20 protein-coding genes and 3 pseudogenes are annotated in these 18,510 nt (G+C 62.5%); 10 read left to right on the top strand and 13 right to left on the bottom strand.

The genetic code is table 11. The features are described from left to right. Nucleotides 1–2: 2 nt before the first annotated feature. From AC6H34_RS34030 to AC6H34_RS33990, 9 genes are all read right to left on the bottom strand, one after another. A complete protein-coding gene (locus AC6H34_RS34030) occupies nt 3–644 on the bottom strand; it encodes a class I SAM-dependent methyltransferase (protein ID WP_497542059.1) in 642 nt (213 codons plus the stop codon). 9 nt (nt 645–653) lie between these two features. Beyond that, nucleotides 654–1,316, bottom strand: a complete 663-nt coding sequence (locus AC6H34_RS34025) for a tetratricopeptide repeat protein (RefSeq protein WP_497542058.1) — start codon at nt 1,314–1,316, stop codon at nt 654–656. A 15-nt stretch (nt 1,317–1,331) separates the two neighbouring features. Beyond that, complete coding sequence (locus AC6H34_RS34020) at nt 1,332–2,129, bottom strand: SDR family NAD(P)-dependent oxidoreductase (RefSeq protein WP_497542057.1); 798 nt, start codon at nt 2,127–2,129, stop codon at nt 1,332–1,334. Next, nucleotides 2,089–2,646, bottom strand: a complete 558-nt coding sequence (locus AC6H34_RS34015; RefSeq protein ID WP_497542056.1) for an iron-containing redox enzyme family protein — start codon at nt 2,644–2,646, stop codon at nt 2,089–2,091. Before AC6H34_RS34015 ends, AC6H34_RS34020 begins: the two co-directional genes overlap by 41 nt. 97 nt (nt 2,647–2,743) lie before the next feature. Next, nucleotides 2,744–4,231 carry a class I adenylate-forming enzyme family protein gene (locus AC6H34_RS34010; RefSeq protein WP_497542055.1) on the bottom strand — a complete coding sequence of 496 codons (1,488 nt, stop codon included), beginning with the start codon at nt 4,229–4,231 and terminating at the stop codon, nt 2,744–2,746. Then, complete coding sequence (locus AC6H34_RS34005; RefSeq protein WP_497542054.1) at nt 4,215–4,799, bottom strand: thermostable hemolysin; 585 nt, start codon at nt 4,797–4,799, stop codon at nt 4,215–4,217. The genes AC6H34_RS34010 and AC6H34_RS34005 overlap by 17 nt, the downstream gene beginning before the upstream one ends. Before the next feature lie 230 nt (nt 4,800–5,029). Beyond that, entirely contained in the window at nt 5,030–5,416 is a 387-nt protein-coding gene (locus AC6H34_RS34000; protein WP_497542053.1) for a LysR family transcriptional regulator, read from the bottom strand. Nucleotides 5,417–5,574: 158 nt separating this feature from the next. Beyond that, nucleotides 5,575–6,003, bottom strand: coding sequence for a nuclear transport factor 2 family protein (locus AC6H34_RS33995; RefSeq protein ID WP_497542052.1), 429 nt, complete (start codon nt 6,001–6,003; stop codon nt 5,575–5,577). 72 nt (nt 6,004–6,075) lie between these two features. Beyond that, a complete protein-coding gene (locus tag AC6H34_RS33990) occupies nt 6,076–6,969 on the bottom strand; it encodes an NmrA family NAD(P)-binding protein (RefSeq protein WP_497542051.1) in 894 nt (297 codons plus the stop codon). 114 nt (nt 6,970–7,083) lie between these two features. Here AC6H34_RS33990 and AC6H34_RS33985 point away from each other — a divergent pair, with 114 nt between their 5' ends. Further along, nucleotides 7,084–7,479 carry a winged helix-turn-helix transcriptional regulator gene (locus AC6H34_RS33985; protein WP_497542050.1) on the top strand — a complete coding sequence of 132 codons (396 nt, stop codon included), beginning with the start codon at nt 7,084–7,086 and terminating at the stop codon, nt 7,477–7,479. 59 nt (nt 7,480–7,538) lie between these two features. Here the strand turns inward: AC6H34_RS33985 and AC6H34_RS33980 are convergent. Together AC6H34_RS33980 and AC6H34_RS33975 are read right to left on the bottom strand one after the other, a co-directional pair. Continuing rightward, nucleotides 7,539–7,754 (bottom strand): annotated as a pseudogene (locus AC6H34_RS33980) (DUF3363 domain-containing protein); the annotation flags it as partial. A gap of 240 nt (nt 7,755–7,994) precedes the next feature. Further along, nucleotides 7,995–8,900, bottom strand: a complete 906-nt coding sequence (locus AC6H34_RS33975) for a LysR family transcriptional regulator (protein WP_497542049.1) — start codon at nt 8,898–8,900, stop codon at nt 7,995–7,997. Nucleotides 8,901–9,034: 134 nt separating this feature from the next. Here AC6H34_RS33975 and AC6H34_RS33970 point away from each other — a divergent pair, with 134 nt between their 5' ends. Both AC6H34_RS33970 and AC6H34_RS33965 read left to right on the top strand, forming a co-directional pair. Then, nucleotides 9,035–9,910 carry an alpha/beta fold hydrolase gene (locus tag AC6H34_RS33970; protein ID WP_497542048.1) on the top strand — a complete coding sequence of 292 codons (876 nt, stop codon included), beginning with the start codon at nt 9,035–9,037 and terminating at the stop codon, nt 9,908–9,910. A gap of 39 nt (nt 9,911–9,949) precedes the next feature. Beyond that, nucleotides 9,950–11,134: an MFS transporter gene (locus tag AC6H34_RS33965; protein WP_497542047.1), complete on the top strand. Its 1,185-nt coding sequence runs from the start codon at nt 9,950–9,952 to the stop codon at nt 11,132–11,134. Nucleotides 11,135–11,217: 83 nt separating this feature from the next. Here the strand turns inward: AC6H34_RS33965 and AC6H34_RS33960 are convergent. Continuing rightward, nucleotides 11,218–11,519, bottom strand: a pseudogene (locus AC6H34_RS33960) (transposase); the annotation flags it as partial. Between the two features lie 97 nt (nt 11,520–11,616). Further along, entirely contained in the window at nt 11,617–12,294 is a 678-nt protein-coding gene (locus tag AC6H34_RS33955; RefSeq protein ID WP_497542046.1) for a hypothetical protein, read from the bottom strand. Between AC6H34_RS33955 and AC6H34_RS33950 the strand changes: the two are divergent. From AC6H34_RS33950 to AC6H34_RS33920, 7 genes and pseudogenes are all read left to right on the top strand, one after another. Next, nucleotides 12,255–12,485, top strand: a pseudogene (locus tag AC6H34_RS33950) (efflux RND transporter permease subunit); the annotation flags it as partial. The gene AC6H34_RS33955 and the pseudogene AC6H34_RS33950 sit on opposite strands and share 40 nt — an antisense overlap. Nucleotides 12,486–12,914: 429 nt before the next feature. Continuing rightward, nucleotides 12,915–14,177 carry an ABC transporter substrate-binding protein gene (locus AC6H34_RS33945; protein WP_497542045.1) on the top strand — a complete coding sequence of 421 codons (1,263 nt, stop codon included), beginning with the start codon at nt 12,915–12,917 and terminating at the stop codon, nt 14,175–14,177. A gap of 14 nt (nt 14,178–14,191) precedes the next feature. Beyond that, nucleotides 14,192–14,899 (top strand): ABC transporter ATP-binding protein, encoded by a 708-nt coding sequence (locus AC6H34_RS33940; RefSeq protein WP_497542044.1) that lies wholly within the window; start codon nt 14,192–14,194, stop codon nt 14,897–14,899. After that, nucleotides 14,889–15,626: an ABC transporter ATP-binding protein gene (locus AC6H34_RS33935; RefSeq protein ID WP_497542043.1), complete on the top strand. Its 738-nt coding sequence runs from the start codon at nt 14,889–14,891 to the stop codon at nt 15,624–15,626. Before AC6H34_RS33940 ends, AC6H34_RS33935 begins: the two co-directional genes overlap by 11 nt. Then, a complete protein-coding gene (locus AC6H34_RS33930; RefSeq protein ID WP_497542042.1) occupies nt 15,623–16,495 on the top strand; it encodes a branched-chain amino acid ABC transporter permease in 873 nt (290 codons plus the stop codon). Before AC6H34_RS33935 ends, AC6H34_RS33930 begins: the two co-directional genes overlap by 4 nt. Then, nucleotides 16,495–17,523 carry a branched-chain amino acid ABC transporter permease gene (locus AC6H34_RS33925; protein WP_497542041.1) on the top strand — a complete coding sequence of 343 codons (1,029 nt, stop codon included), beginning with the start codon at nt 16,495–16,497 and terminating at the stop codon, nt 17,521–17,523. The genes AC6H34_RS33930 and AC6H34_RS33925 overlap by 1 nt, the downstream gene beginning before the upstream one ends. A 25-nt stretch (nt 17,524–17,548) precedes the next feature. Further along, entirely contained in the window at nt 17,549–18,370 is an 822-nt protein-coding gene (locus AC6H34_RS33920) for a coniferyl-alcohol dehydrogenase (protein WP_497542040.1), read from the top strand. Nucleotides 18,371–18,510: the final 140 nt, after the last annotated feature.

Here is an 18,510-nt window from a genome sequence, read left to right as displayed (position 1 = left end):
CGCTACCTCCTGGCTGTTGCAATGATGCCTTTGACCCCAAATGCAAGGCTTGCATCCTCGAGGATTATTTCCCGCGCCTCGAATCCTGCCCTTGATAACTCCTCCCTGATCCGCTCTCCGTCGAACAGCCGGTGTGTCTTCGGGGAGGCGAATGGCCATCTTCGCATCGTGGTTTGACTGGTAACGTATGCCGCCAGAACACCACCGGAGCGAAGGACCCTGTGAAGCTCGGCCATGTCCCTCCCTTCCTGGTCGAAGAAATAGGCCGCGTTGACGAGCAGGATCCTGTCGAAACTCTCATCAGCCCATGGCAGCGGGCTGAAGCGCCCGCAGTGAAGCAGAAGGCGCCCGCTGGCGACGGCCCGACGGTTGCGCCGGGCTGCCTGCCTGATCATGGTCCGCGAGGCATCGACGCCAACCACGCACGTCGCCCTCCGCTGGCGCAGAAGTCGGGAAAGCCCGCTTCCCGGGCCCGAGCCGAGCTCAAGCACCTGATTGCCGGCCTCCACGCGCAAGGCATCGATGGCGAGCCTGTAGGGTGCGGCATTGGCGAGTAGCATGCACCAGCCCGTGACGACGCCCCATGCCCCGCGCGGATGCCTCAATTGCTCGGCCATGGCGTGCCACAAGCGATGATCCGCCATCCGGCCACACTATGTCCTGGCTTTGATCTTCTGAAGCAGTTCCTGGATCACCAACCGGCGATTCTTGTCCCACAGCGGGCGATCTGGATGTTGGGGGAAGGTCAATGCATGGTTCAGCACTTCGCTTGCCTTGGCATAGTCACCCTGCGTGTAGAGAAAGTCGCCGTAGAAATACCAGGCATCAAGCCCCTGCGGCGCAAGCTGCACGGCCTGTTCCAGCAATTTTCTCGCGCGGGCCTTGTCTCCAAAGCCAATTGGAAAGCCAGGAACGCGATAATACAGAACACCCAGCGTCGTGGGAGCCCCCGCTTCTGCGGCGGCGGGGTCCATCTTGTCGGCCTGCTCGAGGATCGCTCGCGCGCGCTTGGCCAGGCCAAGCGCGGAAAAGGCGCTCGCCATGGAAGCGCGCTCGCTCGTTAGGATTCCATCCCAGATCAGGGCGTTCACACTGCTTGGATATTGCGCTGCCAATGCGTCCGCCTTCTCTCCCAGCGCATTCATTTGCGCCGTTTGCGTTTCGCCTTCGGGGACCGAAAACTTGATGGTCTCCCATTGCTGCGCGATCTGGCGAACCGCCGCCTTCGCCGGATCATCGGCTGCCTTGGCAGCTGGCATGGTAAGGGCTGCTCCGACGAAAAGCAGACAAAATGCAATATTTGAAGTGGTCTTCATAGCTATACCTTCTTTCTAGGAAGAGAGAAAATTCCGGCTTAGGGAATGGTCGATCAGGGCGGGGAAAAGACGCTGCATCAATACGAAGAGGCGTTCGGGCCCGCGCGCATAGATAGAGTTGCGACCGCGGGCGATACCGTCCCAGATCTGTCGTCCGACATCCTCCGGGCGATCGAGGCGCATGCCGGTTGCTGCGATCAGCTTCGTGAAGGCCGCCGCCGCATCCGTCCGGGTAGCCCGTGGTGCGACATAAGTCACCTCGATGCCCTGGCGTTTCCATTCCCGTCGCAGCGCCGTGGAGAAGCCACGCAGAGCGAACTTCGAGGCCGAGTAAGCCGCAAATCCCGGATAGGGGATGTCGCCGAAGATTGAGCCGATATTGACGACGCGGCTGCCGGTTGCGAGAAGCGGCGCAAACGCCCGGGCCAGTGCCATCGGCGCCAAAGCATTAGTCTGGAATATACGTTCCAGCGTCTCATCACTTGCCTTCTCGAAAGCACCGCCCTCGACGACACCGGCATTGTTGATCAGGATGTCCAATTCGCCCCAGGCATCCGCGATACGCCGAACCAGAGCATCCCGGTCCGGGGCATGGGTGACATCCGCCTGAACAACGAGCGCCGGCACCCCACCTACGGCAAGATGGGCGGTCTGCTGCAGCGCTTCCATCCGCCGTCCGCAGATGGCGATCGCGAAGCCCCGCCTCGCGGCCTCGATCGCCAGTGCACGGCCGATACCGGTTCCGGCACCGGTGATCAGTACCCTTTTCGCCTCAGGCCGCATGACGAAGCCCGGACGAAGACGGAAGATCATGGAAGATCGCCCCATAGAGCCGATAGAAGATCCGGGCGTTGTCGATAACGATCTTTTGCGTGGCCTGGTCCTGAAGACCGTTCACGAGCGAGCGGAAAAAGGCGACGTGCTCCTGGTCGAGCGAACCATGCGAGCGCAGATAGGAAAAACCCTTGTCGGTCTCCACCCCAAGCGTTCGCTTCATCGAGTCGGCGACCCTGTCGGCGAGCAGTACCGACATGCCTTCCAGGACATGGACGCTGCCGAGCATAGCATAGGGGCTCAGGTGCTCGATGGCGTAGTAGGCATAGCCGACCATGATGCGGCAGGGCTGGCGGGGTTCACCCTCGCGCACCTGCTGCGGATTGCCCCCGAGGGCTGCGATGTCGTCGAGTATCCATTTCTCGTGACCGCGCTCTTCCTCCATATATTCGACCAGTGCATCCTGATAGCGCTCGTCGATGGTGCGCGAGGCAGCCAGGGCAAGCAATGGGAAAGTGTGCTTGACGTGATGATAAGCCTCTCCAAGGAACGACAAGTATATCTCCTTGGAGGCACCTTGGGTCGTTGCAATCTGAATAAGAGGAATTGAAGGGAATGCTTCGCGCTCCGCGCTTGTTTCGTCCATCAGCTTTTCATAAAACGACATGATCCTGGCTCTCGGATTGATCCTGTTGGAGGATGGTGAAATTGAAATGCTTCAGATAGGCTGCCACCTCCGCGCGCTTGATCCTGCCATTGCCCGTCAAAAGCCGATGTTGGGCGGCCTCGGCGAAAGACAAAACGACAGTGCTTTGGGGAACGGCGTAGGCAGGAGCGCCCGCACAGCAAGCTCGAACCAGGGTGGCTGCATTCGAGGCACTCGCACCAAGCCAGTCGGCGCCCAAGCTGGAGGGGATGATCAGGGCCGAAAGGTATTCGGCATTGTTGCCCACCACGGCGCATTGAAAGACGCGAGGATCGCCGAGGATCATGGTTTCGATCCATTCCGGGCTGATATTCCGCCCGTAGGACGTGATGATCAGATTGTCCTTGCGGCCGAAGACGGTGAGATAGCCATCGGCATCGAGACTGCCTAGGTCGCCGGTCCTGAACGGATGCCGGGGCGCAGCCTGCCCGCTGTAGCCATCCATGATGGAGGGACCGTCGACGACGATCTCCCCTTCCACGATTGAAACATCGAGCCCCTGGATGGCCCGGCCGACGGTTCCCGGTCTCCTGTCGCCGGGGCGGTTCACGGCAACGACGGAGCAACACTCGGACAGGCCATAGCCCTCGTGCAACGGAATGCCCCGCTCCCAGGCCGCCTGCGCCGTATCACTTGGGACCGCCGCCCCGCCGGCCGCCACGAAACGCAACGATGCCGGGGCCGGTTGATTCATCGCCGTGAGTTCGCTCACCCAGAGCTTGAGCAACTGGGGTACAAGGACGCTCATGGTCGGTGCGGCGCTCTCGAAGGCCCGCGCGATACCGTCGACTTGACCGCGCCCGACGGCATCGGCCAGGACCCGGTCGAACCGGGTACTCGCCCCCACCAGGGCAGGTATGAACACCGCGCAGAGCGTTTCCAGCAGGAGCGGAAGGGGTAGTACCGATAGATAGCGGTCCGGAGCCTGTGCGCCCGTAGCGGCAGCCAAGGCCGACATCGACCACGCCAATTGGCCGCTTTCATGCCGGACACCCTTGGGATGGCCGGTGCTACCGGACGTATAGATGATCTGTCCGAAACCATCCGCGGGTTGTTCGAAGGCCGCCTCCTCGGTTCCGATAATCAGAGCCGGCAAGCAGGATCGGAGCGCGATCGGCCACGTCTCCTGGGTGGCCAAGAGCATTCGAACCTCGGCGTCGCGAACGATGTGCCCGAGTTGGTCCCGGCTGAAGAAGGTCGGCAGGGGGACGGTGACCTTTCCGGCCATCGCGCAGGCCAGTTGCGCCACGGCCCATTCGGCGCCGTTTGGCGCGAGAATGCCGACATGCCCGCGGCAATGAAGCAGCTTGACGACGAGTCCCGCGATGCGGCGGCGCAGCGTGGCGCGGGGCAGGACCAATCCCGCGTCGGAAAAAGCAATGGCGTCCGGCTGCGCGATCGCGTGACGGGACAGGGCATCAAACAGCTGTCGCATGGCGGGCCCGCCTCCGAGGACCGTCGAACACACCGTCCGGTCGATCATTCATGACCGCGAACACGCGTGGTGCGTGTGCGTAATAACGCCCCCAACGCTCGTAATCCGGGACCCGCCTGAAGTCGGCATCACCGAGAGCCAGGGGCGCAAGTTTCAGCCCCTCGACGAGGCGAGCCATGAAGCGGGTCAGGGTGAAGAAGGAAGAGTGGAATCCGCAGCTCTTTCCGAAGTCCACGATGGCGTGGATGAAGGAACTCAGCATGACCGGGCTGCGGCTTGCCAGGGTCGCTACCTCGAAGATGGCTCCTCGTGATATTGCCGATCCGCATAATCCGCCGAGAACCTGTTCGATCGGCGCATCGAGATAGACTTCGGAGAAGAATCCGTCGCCCGCCATTCTCAGCCCGGCGGCGCATTCGACGCGACCGGAGGAATTCACGCACGCGGTCAAGAGGTCGGGAAAGCCGTCGATTTCAGCGCTGTAACGAAGCCGGTAGACATCCTTTATGAAATGCTCGATTTCCTGACGATTCACGTCGTCGCGATGAACAAAGATCGTCTTCGCCATCCGCCATCCTTCCAAGTGCAACACAACGCGGTGGAAGGTGGGGGAGCCGGCTTACGCCTCCCTTACGCGTTTCGGGCGCGGCCAAGGTCTTATTGTGGCGCTCTCAATTCCGCCATCGACGGGCCGCCGGTCTCTCGCCGCATCCACAAAGTTGGACTCCAGGCTGGAGCAGAATGAGAGTTACAGCGAATGGACGGGGCTCAATAACTGGTCCAGTTTGAATGTGTGCACTATTGGTTTGATCCGAGACCATTTGCTGGACTGCCTAAGGTCTGCTTGCCGTCAACAGGCAACCCTGTTCTTACTTTGTCCAAGAAAAGGTGCATTGGCGGCAAAACCTTGAGGCGCCTCATCCGGGGAAGGGCGGCGCGGTGTCTTCGGCGCAAATCGCCGAGAAAGCCGCCGACGATAGGGCTGCGCAAGCCGATGGCTATGCTTCCGGCCGCGCCGTTGCACACCGCGCCTGCCGTACGCAGGGCATGGTCGAACTGGGCGATGTCGGTCGATACCTCGGCGACGAGGTTGCGACCGGCATGTGTCAGGCGAACCCCTCTATGGCGCCGCTCGAACGGAAGGACGCCGAGCATTTCCTCCAGCGCCTTGATCCGCGTGCTCACGCTCGATTGCGTAGTGCCTAAGACATTGGCCGTATGTGGGAAGTTAAAATTCTCGGCACCATCAGCGCTTGTAGTAGTGCGGTTATTAGAACGAGCGTGCTGAGTCGCGAGAACGATTACCTAGCCTCGGCGAACCCATTAAAGGGCCGCATGATTATCTAGTTGTAGTTCGTCAATGCATTCCATGCGGCGTGAGAATCCATGTAGTCTCTCCACCGCGCGATCTTCCTGTTTTCAATCTCGATAATCGAGCAGAACCGATTCTCGTATTTTGCACCCGTTGCAAGAATCGTCCCGTGGATATCGTATTCAATGGTGACAACTCGGCCGTTATCGGCCCTGTTGACGATCAAATTGTCTGCGGACTGGAGCTTAATGCTGCCGACATATCCGCCGAATTGATCCATGAGGGTGGCGCGCCCCCGGACCACGCGAGGCCAGCCCAGATCGTAGCGGACCTCATAGGCGATATCGTCGGCGACAATATCGAAGAAGTGTTCGCCATCGACGAGATCGCCCAGCGCCTTTCTGACCAGCGCAAAATAGGGCTCGGCCCCAGCGTAGGCGGCATATTTCTTATCAGGCATACGGTATCTCCATGCGTTTGCGGATTGCTTTTGAGGCGTCTTGGCTGTCGGCCCCGGCTGGGGCTCGCTGGTTCAGCCGACTGCTTGCAGAGCCCAAGCGGCTGCGTTTTGCCGGGCGAAGTCCGCAAAGCTGGTCGCAGGCCGCCCTGTCACCTTTTCGATGTCGCTGTTGGGCCGAGAACCGTTGCCGGCAATGATCGTCCCAGTCAGCCAGCGAAGCATGACCGCATAGTCGGCGGGCACGAAGCCGGCTGCGACCGCGCCATTGATCCACACGTCCGGGTCGATATCGGTATAGCTGACAGGACGACCGCTAACGCTGGCGATGATTTCGGCGACCTCGTTGACCGTGAGCGATTGAGGGCCGGTCGGCGCGTATTGCGCGCCAGCGTGGGCGTCAGGGTCGATCAGCGTCTCAACTGCCACCGCCGCGATATCTGCGGCATCGACAAAGGCTTCCTTTCCGCCGCCTGTCGGAACCGTGATCGTGCCGCCGATGAGAGGCAAGTGTTCATCGCTGAAATTCTGCATGACCCATGCCGGGCGCAAGACGGAATGGGTGAAGCCGTCTCGGCGCGCCAGGTCGAGTTCGACGGCCCGGATATCGACCTCAGGGGGAGACCGGTCGCTGCCATAGGTGCTGAGATAGGTCACATGGCGGACACCAGCGGCAGCGGCAAGGTCGAGGAAATCCGCGACCTGACAGGCAAACTTGATCCGCATGACAGGCGTGACGAGGTAGATGCGGTCGACGCCATCCAATGCTGGAGCATACGTTGCCGGGTCATCCCAATCGAACATCACGTCCGCAGCGCGGCGCGAGGCTGTACGCGCGTTCAGACCGCGCTTGACGAGTTCGCGCGCCACGAGCGCGCCGGTTCGTCCGGTGCCACCGAGCACGAGTGCCGTCCGTGCCGTCGCGGGCTTGGTGTCGGGTTCATAGGCAGTGTCTCTCTGGTTCAGCATCTTGGCCTCCTTACGGTTGCAGGGTTGCTTACTGTTTGAGAGCAACATATACATGAGAAGCTAATTCCGAAAAAGAAGGCACTTTCACTTCAGCCGCTAACACCGAGGTAAGTTATGAAGAAAGCGAGCAGGCCCGGCGTCCTAGACCCCGCAGCAATCTGTAGAAGCTCGGATCCAATGGCGGTGCGAGAGCTGCTAACCAAGATCGGGGATAAATGGACAATCTTTGTGATTCTATCGCTCGATCTCCTCGGTGGTCGGGCGCGGTTCTCCGAACTTGAGCGTTCCGTTCCCGGAATCTCGCAACGGATGTTGTCCACGACCTTGAAGAATCTCGAGCGAGACGGACTGGTTATCCGAGAGCTATTTCCCGAAGTGCCGCCCCGCGTCGAATATGAGATAACTCAACTCGGCAGGGGCCTTCTGCTTCCGACGCAAGGGTTAGTTGATTGGGCCAAAGAGAATTGGGAGAAGGTCAGAAAAGAACAATCAAAATACGATGGGCGATAACCTTGCGAGTCACTGCCAAGACATATTCTCCTTCGGATTAGACGAGCAACCTGGACACCCATTCCCCTCTGCCGCCCCAAGTGCCACGACACCGAGCGGCCCTGAACGATGCCGGAGACCTCACGGCCAAGCTCGCGGTCGATGACCGGTCGCCACGGAACAAGGGTCAACTCGTGGAACTTCTCGACGATGGCGAACTTACCGTCTGGGAGCTGTACCGTACCGGTGAACGGGCCGCTGACGGGATCGGCGGCGGCGGGGAACGGCACCAGCTTGTTAGTCGCCAGGCTCTCGCCAGCTGGCGACCTCGCACTCCCGGCGCGATCGAAGCGTCACAAGCTGCCCCTTCTCGGAAGTCAAAAATTTCCGCTTACGGAGAATGCGCCAACTGAACGGAAAGGGACTGCAAGCGCGGGCTTGGGGCAGGAAGCCGAGGGGCGGCTCTCGGGACCGTTTCGCGGAAAAATATCATCGCAATGATGTCGCCCCCAACCCTTCAAGGTCTCGTTGAAAGCTCACAAGACCGCACGCGCTATGCGCTCCCGCAATCGAGGAACGACGAAATCGACAAACGCACGAAGCTTCAACGGCAGCCGGTTTTGCTTGTCGTAGACGAGATGCACAGGCCGTGGCGGAGGCGCAAACGCGTCGAGTACGACGCCCAGCCTGCCGTTCTGGACGTGATCGACCACCTGGTAAGAAACCGCTCTGACCAGGCCCGCGCCTGAAAGAGCGGCTTCGATCGCCGCATCGATGGTGTTGACGCTGAGACGAGAACGGAACGACGCGGCAACGTCGACGCCATCGGCATGAAAATCCCAAGTGCTCAAGGCGGATACGCTCTGGAACGAGATCACACGATGCCGCGCAAGGTCATTGAGCGTTGCGGGACTCCCATGCGCCGCCAGATAGCCGGGGCTCGCGCACACCACATGCCGCACCGTTCCCAGCCGGGTGGCAATCAGGCCGCTGTCCGCCAGGGCACCGATGCGGAGCGCGACGTCGACCTGATCATCCAAGAAATGCGTGACCCGATCCGTGAGGACAAGCCCCACCGCCACCTCGGGATACGCGTCCAGGAAGCGCGTCACCACCGGCAACACGTGGAGCCGGCCGAACATGATGGGCGCGGTTACGACCAGGTCGCCCTTCGGCTCGGCATATTCCCCCGCAGCGGCACGTTCCGCTTCGGTCAATTGCTCCAGGATAGCTTTCGCGGCTGTTACATAGGATCGCCCTGTCGGGGTCAGTTCCAGGCCCTTGGCCGACCGCACGAGCAGTGTGGCCTTCAGATGATTTTCCAACTCGGAGACCTTGCGGCTGACCGTGGCCAGCGGCAGCCCGAGCTTCCGGCTCGCTTTCGACAAGCTCCCGCTCTCCACCGCCGAGAGCAACACCGACATGGCTTCCAGGCGATCCATGGGCCTTCCAGATTGTGGGAGGGACTCTCCCAACTTTAGCCTCTGCCGACCAGTTCTGGAAAGCCCCATAAAAGAGGCCACCAGGGCAGCGCCTGCGCTGCCGCCCGAACGTGGATCGATAAGGGGTTAAAACAATGAACAGCCGAACCTACCACCGGACCGCCGTCGTGAACGGGCTAGAGGTCTTCTACCGCGAGGCCGGTGATCCCGCCGCGCCAACCATCCTGCTCCTTCACGGCCTCCCGACGAGCAGCCAGATGTTCCGGGATCTGATGCCCGCCCTGGCAGATGCGTTCCACCTCGTCGCTCCCGATTACATCGGTTTCGGTCACTCGGATGCTCCGCCGCGCGACAGGTTCAGCTACACCTTCGACAACCTGGCGACCCACGTCGAAGGCCTGGCCGATGTCTTGGGGCTGACCTCGTATATACTCTACATGCAGGATTACGGCGGCCCGGTCGGCTTTCGCCTGTTCACGCACCGCCCGGAGCAGGTGAACGGTTTCATTATCCAGAACGCCAACGCCTATATCGAGGGCGTGGGCGAGGGGCCGAAGAAGGCGTTGCTGCCGCTGTGGGAGAACCGCACGCCGGAGACCGAGAAGGCGGCACGCGCGTTCGTCAGTCTGGAGAGCACCAAATTTCACTGGTTGGTGGGCGCGAAGGAATCGGAAGCGATCAATCCGGACAACTGGGTGCTCGACCAGGCCCTGCTCGATCGGCCTGGCACACAGGACTACCAGGTCGATCTGCTTGAAAACTACAAGAGCAACATTGCCCTCTATCCGGAGTGGCAGGCGGCTTTCCGCAAGCACCAGCCGAAAACGTTGATCGTCTGGGGCCAGCACGACCCGTTTTTCATTCCGCCCGGCGCCCGCGCCTTTCTCAACGATCTACCCGACGCGAAGCTTGTCTGGCTCGATAGCGGCCACTTCGTGCTCGACGAGAACGCCGCTCAGGTCGCCGCCGAGATCAAGGTGGTGTTTGCCGCGAAGCGCAGCAACCGCTGATCCCCCTCTCAAGCCCTCCCGCTTTCAGGATCTCGCGTCATGGACAAACGCTTGCTCACGCTGGCTCTCGGCACGTTCGCGCTGGGAACCGACAGCTTCGTCATCGCCGGCGTCCTGCCGGAAATCGTGCGCGCGTTCGGCGTTGGCATCGGCGCTGCCGGCCAGATGACGACGGTCTACGCGATCACCTACGCCGTCCTGGCGCCGACGATCGCGGCACTCGCCGCATCCGTCGGCCGCAAGCGCCTTCTTCTGGCCGGCCTGTCGCTGTTCGTCGTTGCCAATCTGGCGACGGCCGTTTCCCCCACCTTCGGCATCGCGCTGCTGACGCGGGCGATCGCGGGCCTGGGCGCCGCGATGTTCTCGCCCACCGCGATGGGGGCGGGTTCCATGCTCGTGCCGCCAGAACGCCGCGGCTTCGCGCTCGCCGTCATCGTGGCCGGCCTGACGACTGCCACCGCACTGGGTTCGCCCACTGGAGCCGTGATAGGCGGCCTCGGCGACTGGCGGTGGACAATGGTGTTCGTCGCTGCACTCGGGGCCGCATCTTGCCTCGGCGTCTGGGTGTTCCTGCCGGAGATGCCGCTGCCCCCGGTCGTTACCCTTCGCCAACGCCTCGCCCCGCTTGCCGACGCCCGCATTGGACTAACGCTCGCAACGACGCTGCTCGCCATGAGCGGGATCTTCATTCCGTACACCTACTTCGCAGTCGTCTTCGACCGGGCCATTGGCGGCAACCCCGCGATGATCGGTGGTCTGCTGGTGATGTGGGGTGTCGCGGGAACGATCTCCAACCTGCTCGCGGGTCGCCTGATAGACCAGATCGGCTCGAGGAAAGTCGTCATCGCGATGGTGACGGCGCTCGTCATCGACATTGCGCTCACGCCTTGGTCGGGTGCCACCGCCTGGACAGCCATTCTCGCCATCGCCGTGTGGGGCGCCTGCGGCTGGGGCATCCTGGTGCCGCAGCAGCATCGCCTGGTCACGCTCGCGCCCTCAATCGCCCCCATCGTAGTCGGCCTCAACACTTCCTGCACCTACTTCGGCGTGACGATCGCGGGCATCGCCGGCGCGGTTGGGCTCCGCGCACTCGACGGCCATGACCTCGGCTTCGTGGGAGCAGGCCTTCTCGCGGTTGCCCTCCTGGTTTCGGAACTTGCGGCCCGCCGCATCGCGACCGACGTACGCTCCACTGTTCCGATGGACTCGCCCTATCGCACCTGAGCGACCATTCGTCCCGGCGCGAGCAGCCGTCGCGCCGGGATGTCGAAAGCCTCCCACCCAACCCACAAACATTACGGAAACAAATCCCAATGAGCGACTTCATCTGCCGATAGGATCGAATCCGGCTCCACCCGCTCATTCGCAGAATCAACACCCTCGGCCTCGCACAGGAGGCTCCGCGTGAGGGTACAGCCACCGCGCTGACGCAGCACAATCACGACCCGGCGCTTGCCGCTGCGGTCTTCGGAAGCCGGCGATCGACGCGATCCTTCCTGGCGTTTGTAGGGCGGACATGGCCACCAAAATAGGCGCCATCGATCTCGACCTCGCCAGCAGGGATCGCCCCGGTGGTCTCGCGCGCCATAGCCTCGCGTAGCTTGGCCGAACCAACCCTAGTTGCTGGTAGAAGTTGAGGAACGGCGGCCTTGCCAACTGCTTGCCGGGATTGAACATCGCCAGCCGATGGCCGGGGAGTTCTCTTCTCAGCTCGTGGAATTACTGGCGAACCAAATCACATGCCGTGCGCCGCGACGGCCCTTGTTGGCGCGCACCTTCACTTCTTCGACCGTAAAGCCACACTTCATCAGTCGCTGGCTGAAACTCGGATTGGGACCTTGCGACCAGACAGCAAGCAGACCTTTAGGTGTCAATGCTCGTGAGGCCGCCACCAGGCCGTCACTCTGATATAGGCGCTCATTCGATCGAATTGTCAGCGCTTCGGGGCCATTGTCGACGTCAAGCAGTATCGCGTCGAACCGGCGCCCGGAGTGGATCGCTCTACCGACATTCCCGATCTCGATACTCACGCGGGGGTCATCAAGGCAGGAGCCAAAGACCGACGCCATAGGCCCGCGGGCCCAAGTCACCACGGCCGGGACAAGTTCCACAACGACGATCACGGCATCGGTGGGAAAGCAATTCAGCGCCGCGCGCAGGGTAAAGCCCATGCCAAGCCCGCCGATCAAAAGGCGTGGCCGTTCGCGGGTGCCGATCCGCTCGCGCGCCATAGTCGCCAACGCTTCCTCGGAGCCCGAGAGACGGCTGTTCATCAACTCGGTCGCACCGAGCATGATCGAAAACTCCATCCCGCGCTGCATCAGGCGCAGCTCATCGGTGCCCCCTGGGATCGTCGAACTATCAAGGCGGTGCCAGGGAATCACGGAGTTCTCATCTGGGGGGGACGCTGTTGCTACCATATAGCAAAGTCGTGGCTAGACCGGATCTCGCCTATCAGGAGCGTGCCACCGGCAATACGGCAATCTTCATCTTCGCCCTTTCGGTGTTGTTCGTTTTCCTGGTGCTGGCAGCTCAATATGAAAGCTGGTCGTCGCCGCTCGTCATCATCCGGATAGCGCAGGCGCTTGGCGTTGTGGTGTCAAACTCGCTCCTCAATGCGGCCACGCCATCGCCGACACAAGCCGAAATCCGAAATCTCCATAGCCCGACGACCCGTGGCCCGCGGGTTCCTGCATGAGAGGCTTTCGGACGCCTCACGGCACCCGAAACCCTTCGCCGTCTCGGCCCTAGTATTCTGTCATTCCGTCTCCTAGAGGCAGACCTGACGCCCCTCGGTGGACGCGGCCCTTTTGTTGGTTAACGGCGAAAGCCAACCTGGAAGCTCTCCGATTGTGCGAGGCCGCAATCGAATCGTATCGTCGGCAGCTATCATAGCCAAATCCTTATAGTTCATAGGCATATTATATATTTGTTCGTTGTCCGAACGTCGCGGTAGCGTTCTTCCGTAAGCGACACCAATCGTCGCAATGGAGGGAGGGATGCCATGCGCAAGGGCATGACGCGACGCGGCTTCCTGAAGGCCGCGGGAGCTGCGGGTCTGGCTCCACTTCTATCTGCGCCAGCGATTGCCGAGCCGCGGACCATCAGGATCGGCCTGACGACGCCTGCCACCGGACAGATGGCGACCTTTCACCAGCCTGTTCCCTTTATCCTCGACCAGGTCAGGAAGGCTACCGGCGGCTTCATCACTATCAACGGCAGCCAGCATCCGATCGAGATCATCGTCAAGGACCAGCAGAGCAATCCCAACCGTGCGGCCGAGGTGGCGCAGGAGCTGATTCTCGGCGACAAGGTCGACATCGTGGCCGCCTTCTCCTCGCCCGAAACCGTCAACCCTGTCTCCGACCAGTGCGAACTCAACGGCGTCCCGGCCATCGGCTGCGTCTGCCCGCTGGAGGCCTGGTTCATGGGACGCGGCGGCGATCCGAAGACCGGCTTCGAGTGGACCTACAACTTTTCCTTTTCAGGCGACGATTACGGCAAGTCGATCGTCGCCTTCTGGGATCGGCTGCCAATCGAGAAGGTGGCTGGGGCGCTCTGGCCGAACGACGCAGACGGCCACATCCTTGGTGATCTGTGGACGGCACTGTTCCAGACGAAGGGCTACAAGCTCGTCGATCCCGGCCGCTTCGACCTGCCGGTCAGCAATTATGCCGCCCAGATCGCCGCCCTTCGTTCCGGAGGCGCACAGGCCGTCAGTTCGCTGGCACCCGGCCCTGAATTCGTGCTGTTCTGGTCGCAGTGCCAGCAGCAGGGCTTCCTGCCCAAGGCCGTGGTGGCGAGCAAGTCGTGCGAATTCGCCGACGTGCAATATTCACTCGGCGACCGGGCCGCCGGCATTGCCAATCCGATCTTGTGGACGCAGTTCCATCCCTTCCGCTCCGGCTTGACCGGGCAGACGGCGCACGACCTCGCCGATGCCTATGCCTCAGCCACCGGCCGGCAGTGGGAACAGACGCTCGGCCATGTCCACGCCCAACTCGAGCTGGTCCTCGACGTGCTCAAGCGCACCGAGGATATCGACAAGCCGGAATCCATCCGCGACGCAATTGCGAGTTCGCATTACGAATCCGTTGCCGGCACCATTGATTTCCGCACCGGTCCTCTGCCCAACACCTCGAAGACCGATCTCACTTTCGTGCAATGGTTCAAGGGCCAGCGGTTCCCCTATGAGCGCGAGATCGTCGACAACAGCTTTGCCCCCTCCATTCCCGTCACGGCCAAGCCGATCCTGATTGGCGGGTAGAAGAGGAGGTTCCTATGCTGGCGCTGACGGGCGTGACCCGCGGGTTCAGCGGGCTGAAGATCATCGATAATCTCGATCTCGAGGTTGGCCAAGGCGAACTACTCGGCATCCTCGGTCCGAACGGCGCCGGTAAGACGACGCTGTTCAACCTGGTCACCGGCAACCTGCGACCAAGCGCCGGCAAGGTGATCTACAAGGGGCGGGATGTCACGCGCATGGCGGTCTGGGACCGTTGCCGGTTGGGAATCGCGCGATCGTTCCAGGTTCCCAAGCCCTTTACCCATATGAGCGTGTTCGAGAACGTGCTGGTCGCCGCCGTGCATGGCGGCCGCCTGCCTTTGAGCGAGGCGCGCAAGCGCTCGGCGGACATCCTCGCCGAGACCGGGCTCATCGCCAGGGCCTCCCTGCCGGCTGGGTCGCTGACCCTGCTCGATCTCAAGCGCCTCGAGCTTGCCAAGGCGCTTGTCCAGAAGCCCGACCTGCTGCTCCTCGATGAGATCGCCGGCGGACTGACCGATTTCGAATGCGAGGCGCTGCTCGCCATCATCCGCGCGATCCACGTCCGTGGCACGACCATAGTGTGGATCGAGCACGTCCTCCATGCGCTCCGGCAGGTCGCCTCGCGGCTCGCAGTGCTTCATGGCGGCCGGATCCTCACCAGCGGTAACCCTGCGGAAGTGCTCCTCGACCCGAAGGTACAGGAGGTTTATCTTGGCGCCTGAAGCTTCCCACCTCAGCGTCCATGATCTGTCGGTGCGCTACGGTCAGTTCAAGGCGGTGCACGGCGTCAGCCTGGAAGTCGGTGCTGGCGAGATCGTCTCGATCGTCGGCGCCAACGGCGCGGGCAAGTCATCCCTCCTAAACGCAGTGATGGGCGTGGCGCAGGTCGACGGCGGTTCGCTGCGCTGGCAGGGCCGGGAACTGCGGGGCAGGCCTACCTCCGAGATCATCCGCTCCGGCATCGCGCTGGTGCCGGAGGGGCGCCGCCTTTTTGCCTCCCTCACGGTGGAGGAAAATCTCGACATCGGCCGTCAGGCTGGGATGTCGGGCGCCATCGACCTGAACAAGGTCTTAGACTGGTTTCCCATACTCCGGGAACGCCGCAGGCAGAAAGCCGGCGAACTCTCCGGCGGCCAGCAGCAGATGATCGCGCTCGGACGGGCCCTGCTCACTAATCCGCGTCTGCTACTCTGCGACGAGATCAGCCTCGGGCTCGCGCCGGTAGTGATCAACGATCTCTATCGCCTGCTTCCCCGGCTTCGCGACGAAGGCCTCGGCATCGTGCTGGTCGAGCAGGACATCACCCGCTCGCTGGCCGTCGCCGACCGGTTCTACTGTATGCTGGAAGGGCGGGTCACGCTCGAAGGCCAGCCCGGCCGGGTCAGCCGCGACACCGTGATGATGCACTATTTCGGAACGCAGCAAACGTCGAGGGCGGCGGCGCCATGACTTCCATCTGGCTCAATCTGTTGCTTCAGGGCGTTCTCGTCGGCGGGCTCTATGCCCTCTACGCCGTGGGGCTCTCCCTCTCGGTCGGCATCATGCGCTTCGTCAATATCGCACATGGTGACCTGATCGTGCTGGCCTGCTTCGCCCAATGGGCGCTCGTGGCGGGGCTCGGCCTCAATCCCCTCGCGGCGGCCTTCATGCTGGTGCCGTTCGCGGCAGCGGCGGCGTGGCTGCTGCAGCGCGCGCTGCTGGAGCGCGTGATGAGCCAGGGGTTGATGCCACTTGTGCTCGTGACCTTCGGCCTGTCGATCTGCATCCAGAACGGGTTGCTCGGCGTGTTCGGCGCCGACAGCCGCAAGGTCCCGGCTGGCGATCTCGACATCGCCTCGTTCAGGCTGAGCGACAGCATCAGCGTCGGCATCCTGCCGCTGCTAATCTTCGGAGCGGTGATTGCGCTGATAACGGCACTCCATCTCCTGCTCTTCCGTACCCGCCTCGGCACGCGCATCCGCGCCGTCGCCGAGAATCCGGGGACTGCAGCGCTGATGGGCCTGCCGACCGGCAAGCTCTATGCTGCCTCCATGGCGCTCGTTGGCGCCACCATCGGCATCACCGCCGCCTTCCTGTCGATCTGGACCAATTTCGATGCTGGCAGCGGCCAGACCCGCATGCTTATCGCCTTCGAGGCGGTCGTTCTCGGTGGCCTCGGCCGGCTTTGGGGTACCCTGGCCGGCGGCATCATCCTGGGTGTCGCTCAGAGCGCCGGCGCCCAGTTTGATGCGGCCTGGCAGGCTCTGGCCGGCCATCTGGTCTTCCTGGTCATCTTCCTGCTGCGCCCCCAGGGCTTGTTTTCCGGAGGATCTTCCTGATGCGCACGCACGCGTCCCTAGCATGGGCCGGCCGCGCGATCCTCATCGCGCTCGCCCTCGGGCTCCTCGCACTGCCGTTCGGTTCGGGCAATGGCATGCTGGCGCTCGGCACGAGCTTCCTGATCACCCTGACGCTGGCGATGACCTGGAACGTGATGGCGGGCTATGCCGATATCGTCACGCTGGGCCAGCATGCCTTCGTCGGCGTCGGCTCCTACGGTTTCTATGCCGCGGCTGTCCTGCTGGGCGCCAATCCCTGGCTTTCGATCCTCGCAGCCGGTGTGCTGGCGAGCCTGCTTGCCGGCCCGTTCCTGATCTTCGTCCTGCGGCTGCGGGCGGCCTATCTGGCGGTCGGAACCTGGGTGGTGGCGGAAACCGTGATGCTCATCGCCGGCAAGCTGCCCGCTTTCAATGGGGGGACCGGCGTGAGCACGCCCGTCTGGCTCGCCAAGGCTTTCGGCAGCCGGCCGGCGGATCGGATCGAGACGATCTACTGGATTGCCCTTGCCTTGGCTTTCGCCACGCTCGCTGGAACCTGGGCCCTCCTTCGGCGCCCGACCGGCCTCGGCCTTACTGCGATGCGGGACAATGAGGCGGGCGCGGCGAGCGTGGGCGTCAACATCACCCGCGCCCGTGCTGCCTGCCTGATCGGCGTGGCACCCGTGCTCGGCATGGCCGGGGCTCTCAACGCCCTGCAGAAGCTTCACATTTCTCCAAACGCGTCTTTCAGCCTGGTCGACTGGACGATCTATCCTCTCTTCGCGGCGGTGATCGGCGGCATCGGGCGCATCGAGGGTCCGATCCTCGGCACCATCGTCTTCTTCGCCATTCGTGGCACCTTCGGCGATCTCGGCGTCTGGCACTTCCTGATCCTGGGGGCGGTCTCCATCGCCATAATCGTCGTCGAGCCCGGCGGGCTTCTCGGCCTGATCCGCCGTTTCGTGCCCACGCCCCTCATCCCGGTGTCGCATTCGATCGACCACAGGGGGGTGACGGATGGCGCACCGGATCACGTCTTCAACTCTTGAAAATCACATTGGGAGGAATTCAATCGTGTCACTTCGCAACAAGCGCATCCTCGTCACCGGCGTGGCCTCGGGCATCGGCGCGGCAACCGCCCGTCTGCTCGTCGAGCGGGGCGCACTGGTTACCGGCGTCGACCGCAACGCCGCTCCCGTCGACATGGGGCTCGCGGCATTCTCGACCATCGATCTCGCCGATCCCTCCAGCATCGACGGCGTACTGGCGAAACTGGGCGGGACCTTCGACGGTGTCGCCAATGTCGCTGGCGCCTCGTCCGCCGCGCCGACAGAAGTCCAGTTCCGCGTGAACTTCCTCGGTACTCGTCACCTCCTCACCCATATCGAACCTATGCTGAGCCCGACCGCCTCGGTGGTGAACGTCGCTTCGGGCACGGCGATCCGCTGGCTCGAATGGTTCCCCTATTTCAAGGAACTGGCGCTAACGCCCGATTTCGAGGCGGGCCTCGCCTGGCTGGAGGCGCATCCGCAGGACGGTCTGCATTCCTATTCGCGCAGCAAACAAGCCCTGATCGCCTGGAGCCAGTTGAAGGCCGTCGAGTGGATCCCCACCGAACGGCGCCTCAATACGGTCAGTCCCGGCCCGGTCGCAACGCCGATGCTACATGAATTCCGTTCCGCTCTTGGCGACCAGTTCATCGACTTCGACATCGGTCGCACCCGTCGCGCAGCCGTGGCCGAGGATATCGCCCCAACCATCGTCTATCTGCTCGACGATGCTTCAGCCTGGGTCCATGGCGTCGATATCGCCGTGGATGGTGGCTTCTCCGCGGCCGTGCTTACCGATCCTGTAAAGTGGCCCCCGGACGAAGAGGTCTCGTCACGTGCGGATTAGCGTTCTTTGAGTGGGAGGGGCATTCGCCGGTCGAGCGCCCCATATCACTAAGTCCGGCTGTTGGGGGCGGTGCAGGCTGGCAGGCGCGCCCGGGTAGGCGCCTGGTCAATCTGGCGTCGGAAGCACCAAGCCATCGCCAA

The sequence above is a fragment of the Labrys sp. ALF-8 genome (genome assembly GCF_059699065.1).
The sequence above is the reverse complement of the archived record's forward strand: the minus strand, read 5'-3'. Positions and strand labels throughout refer to the sequence as shown.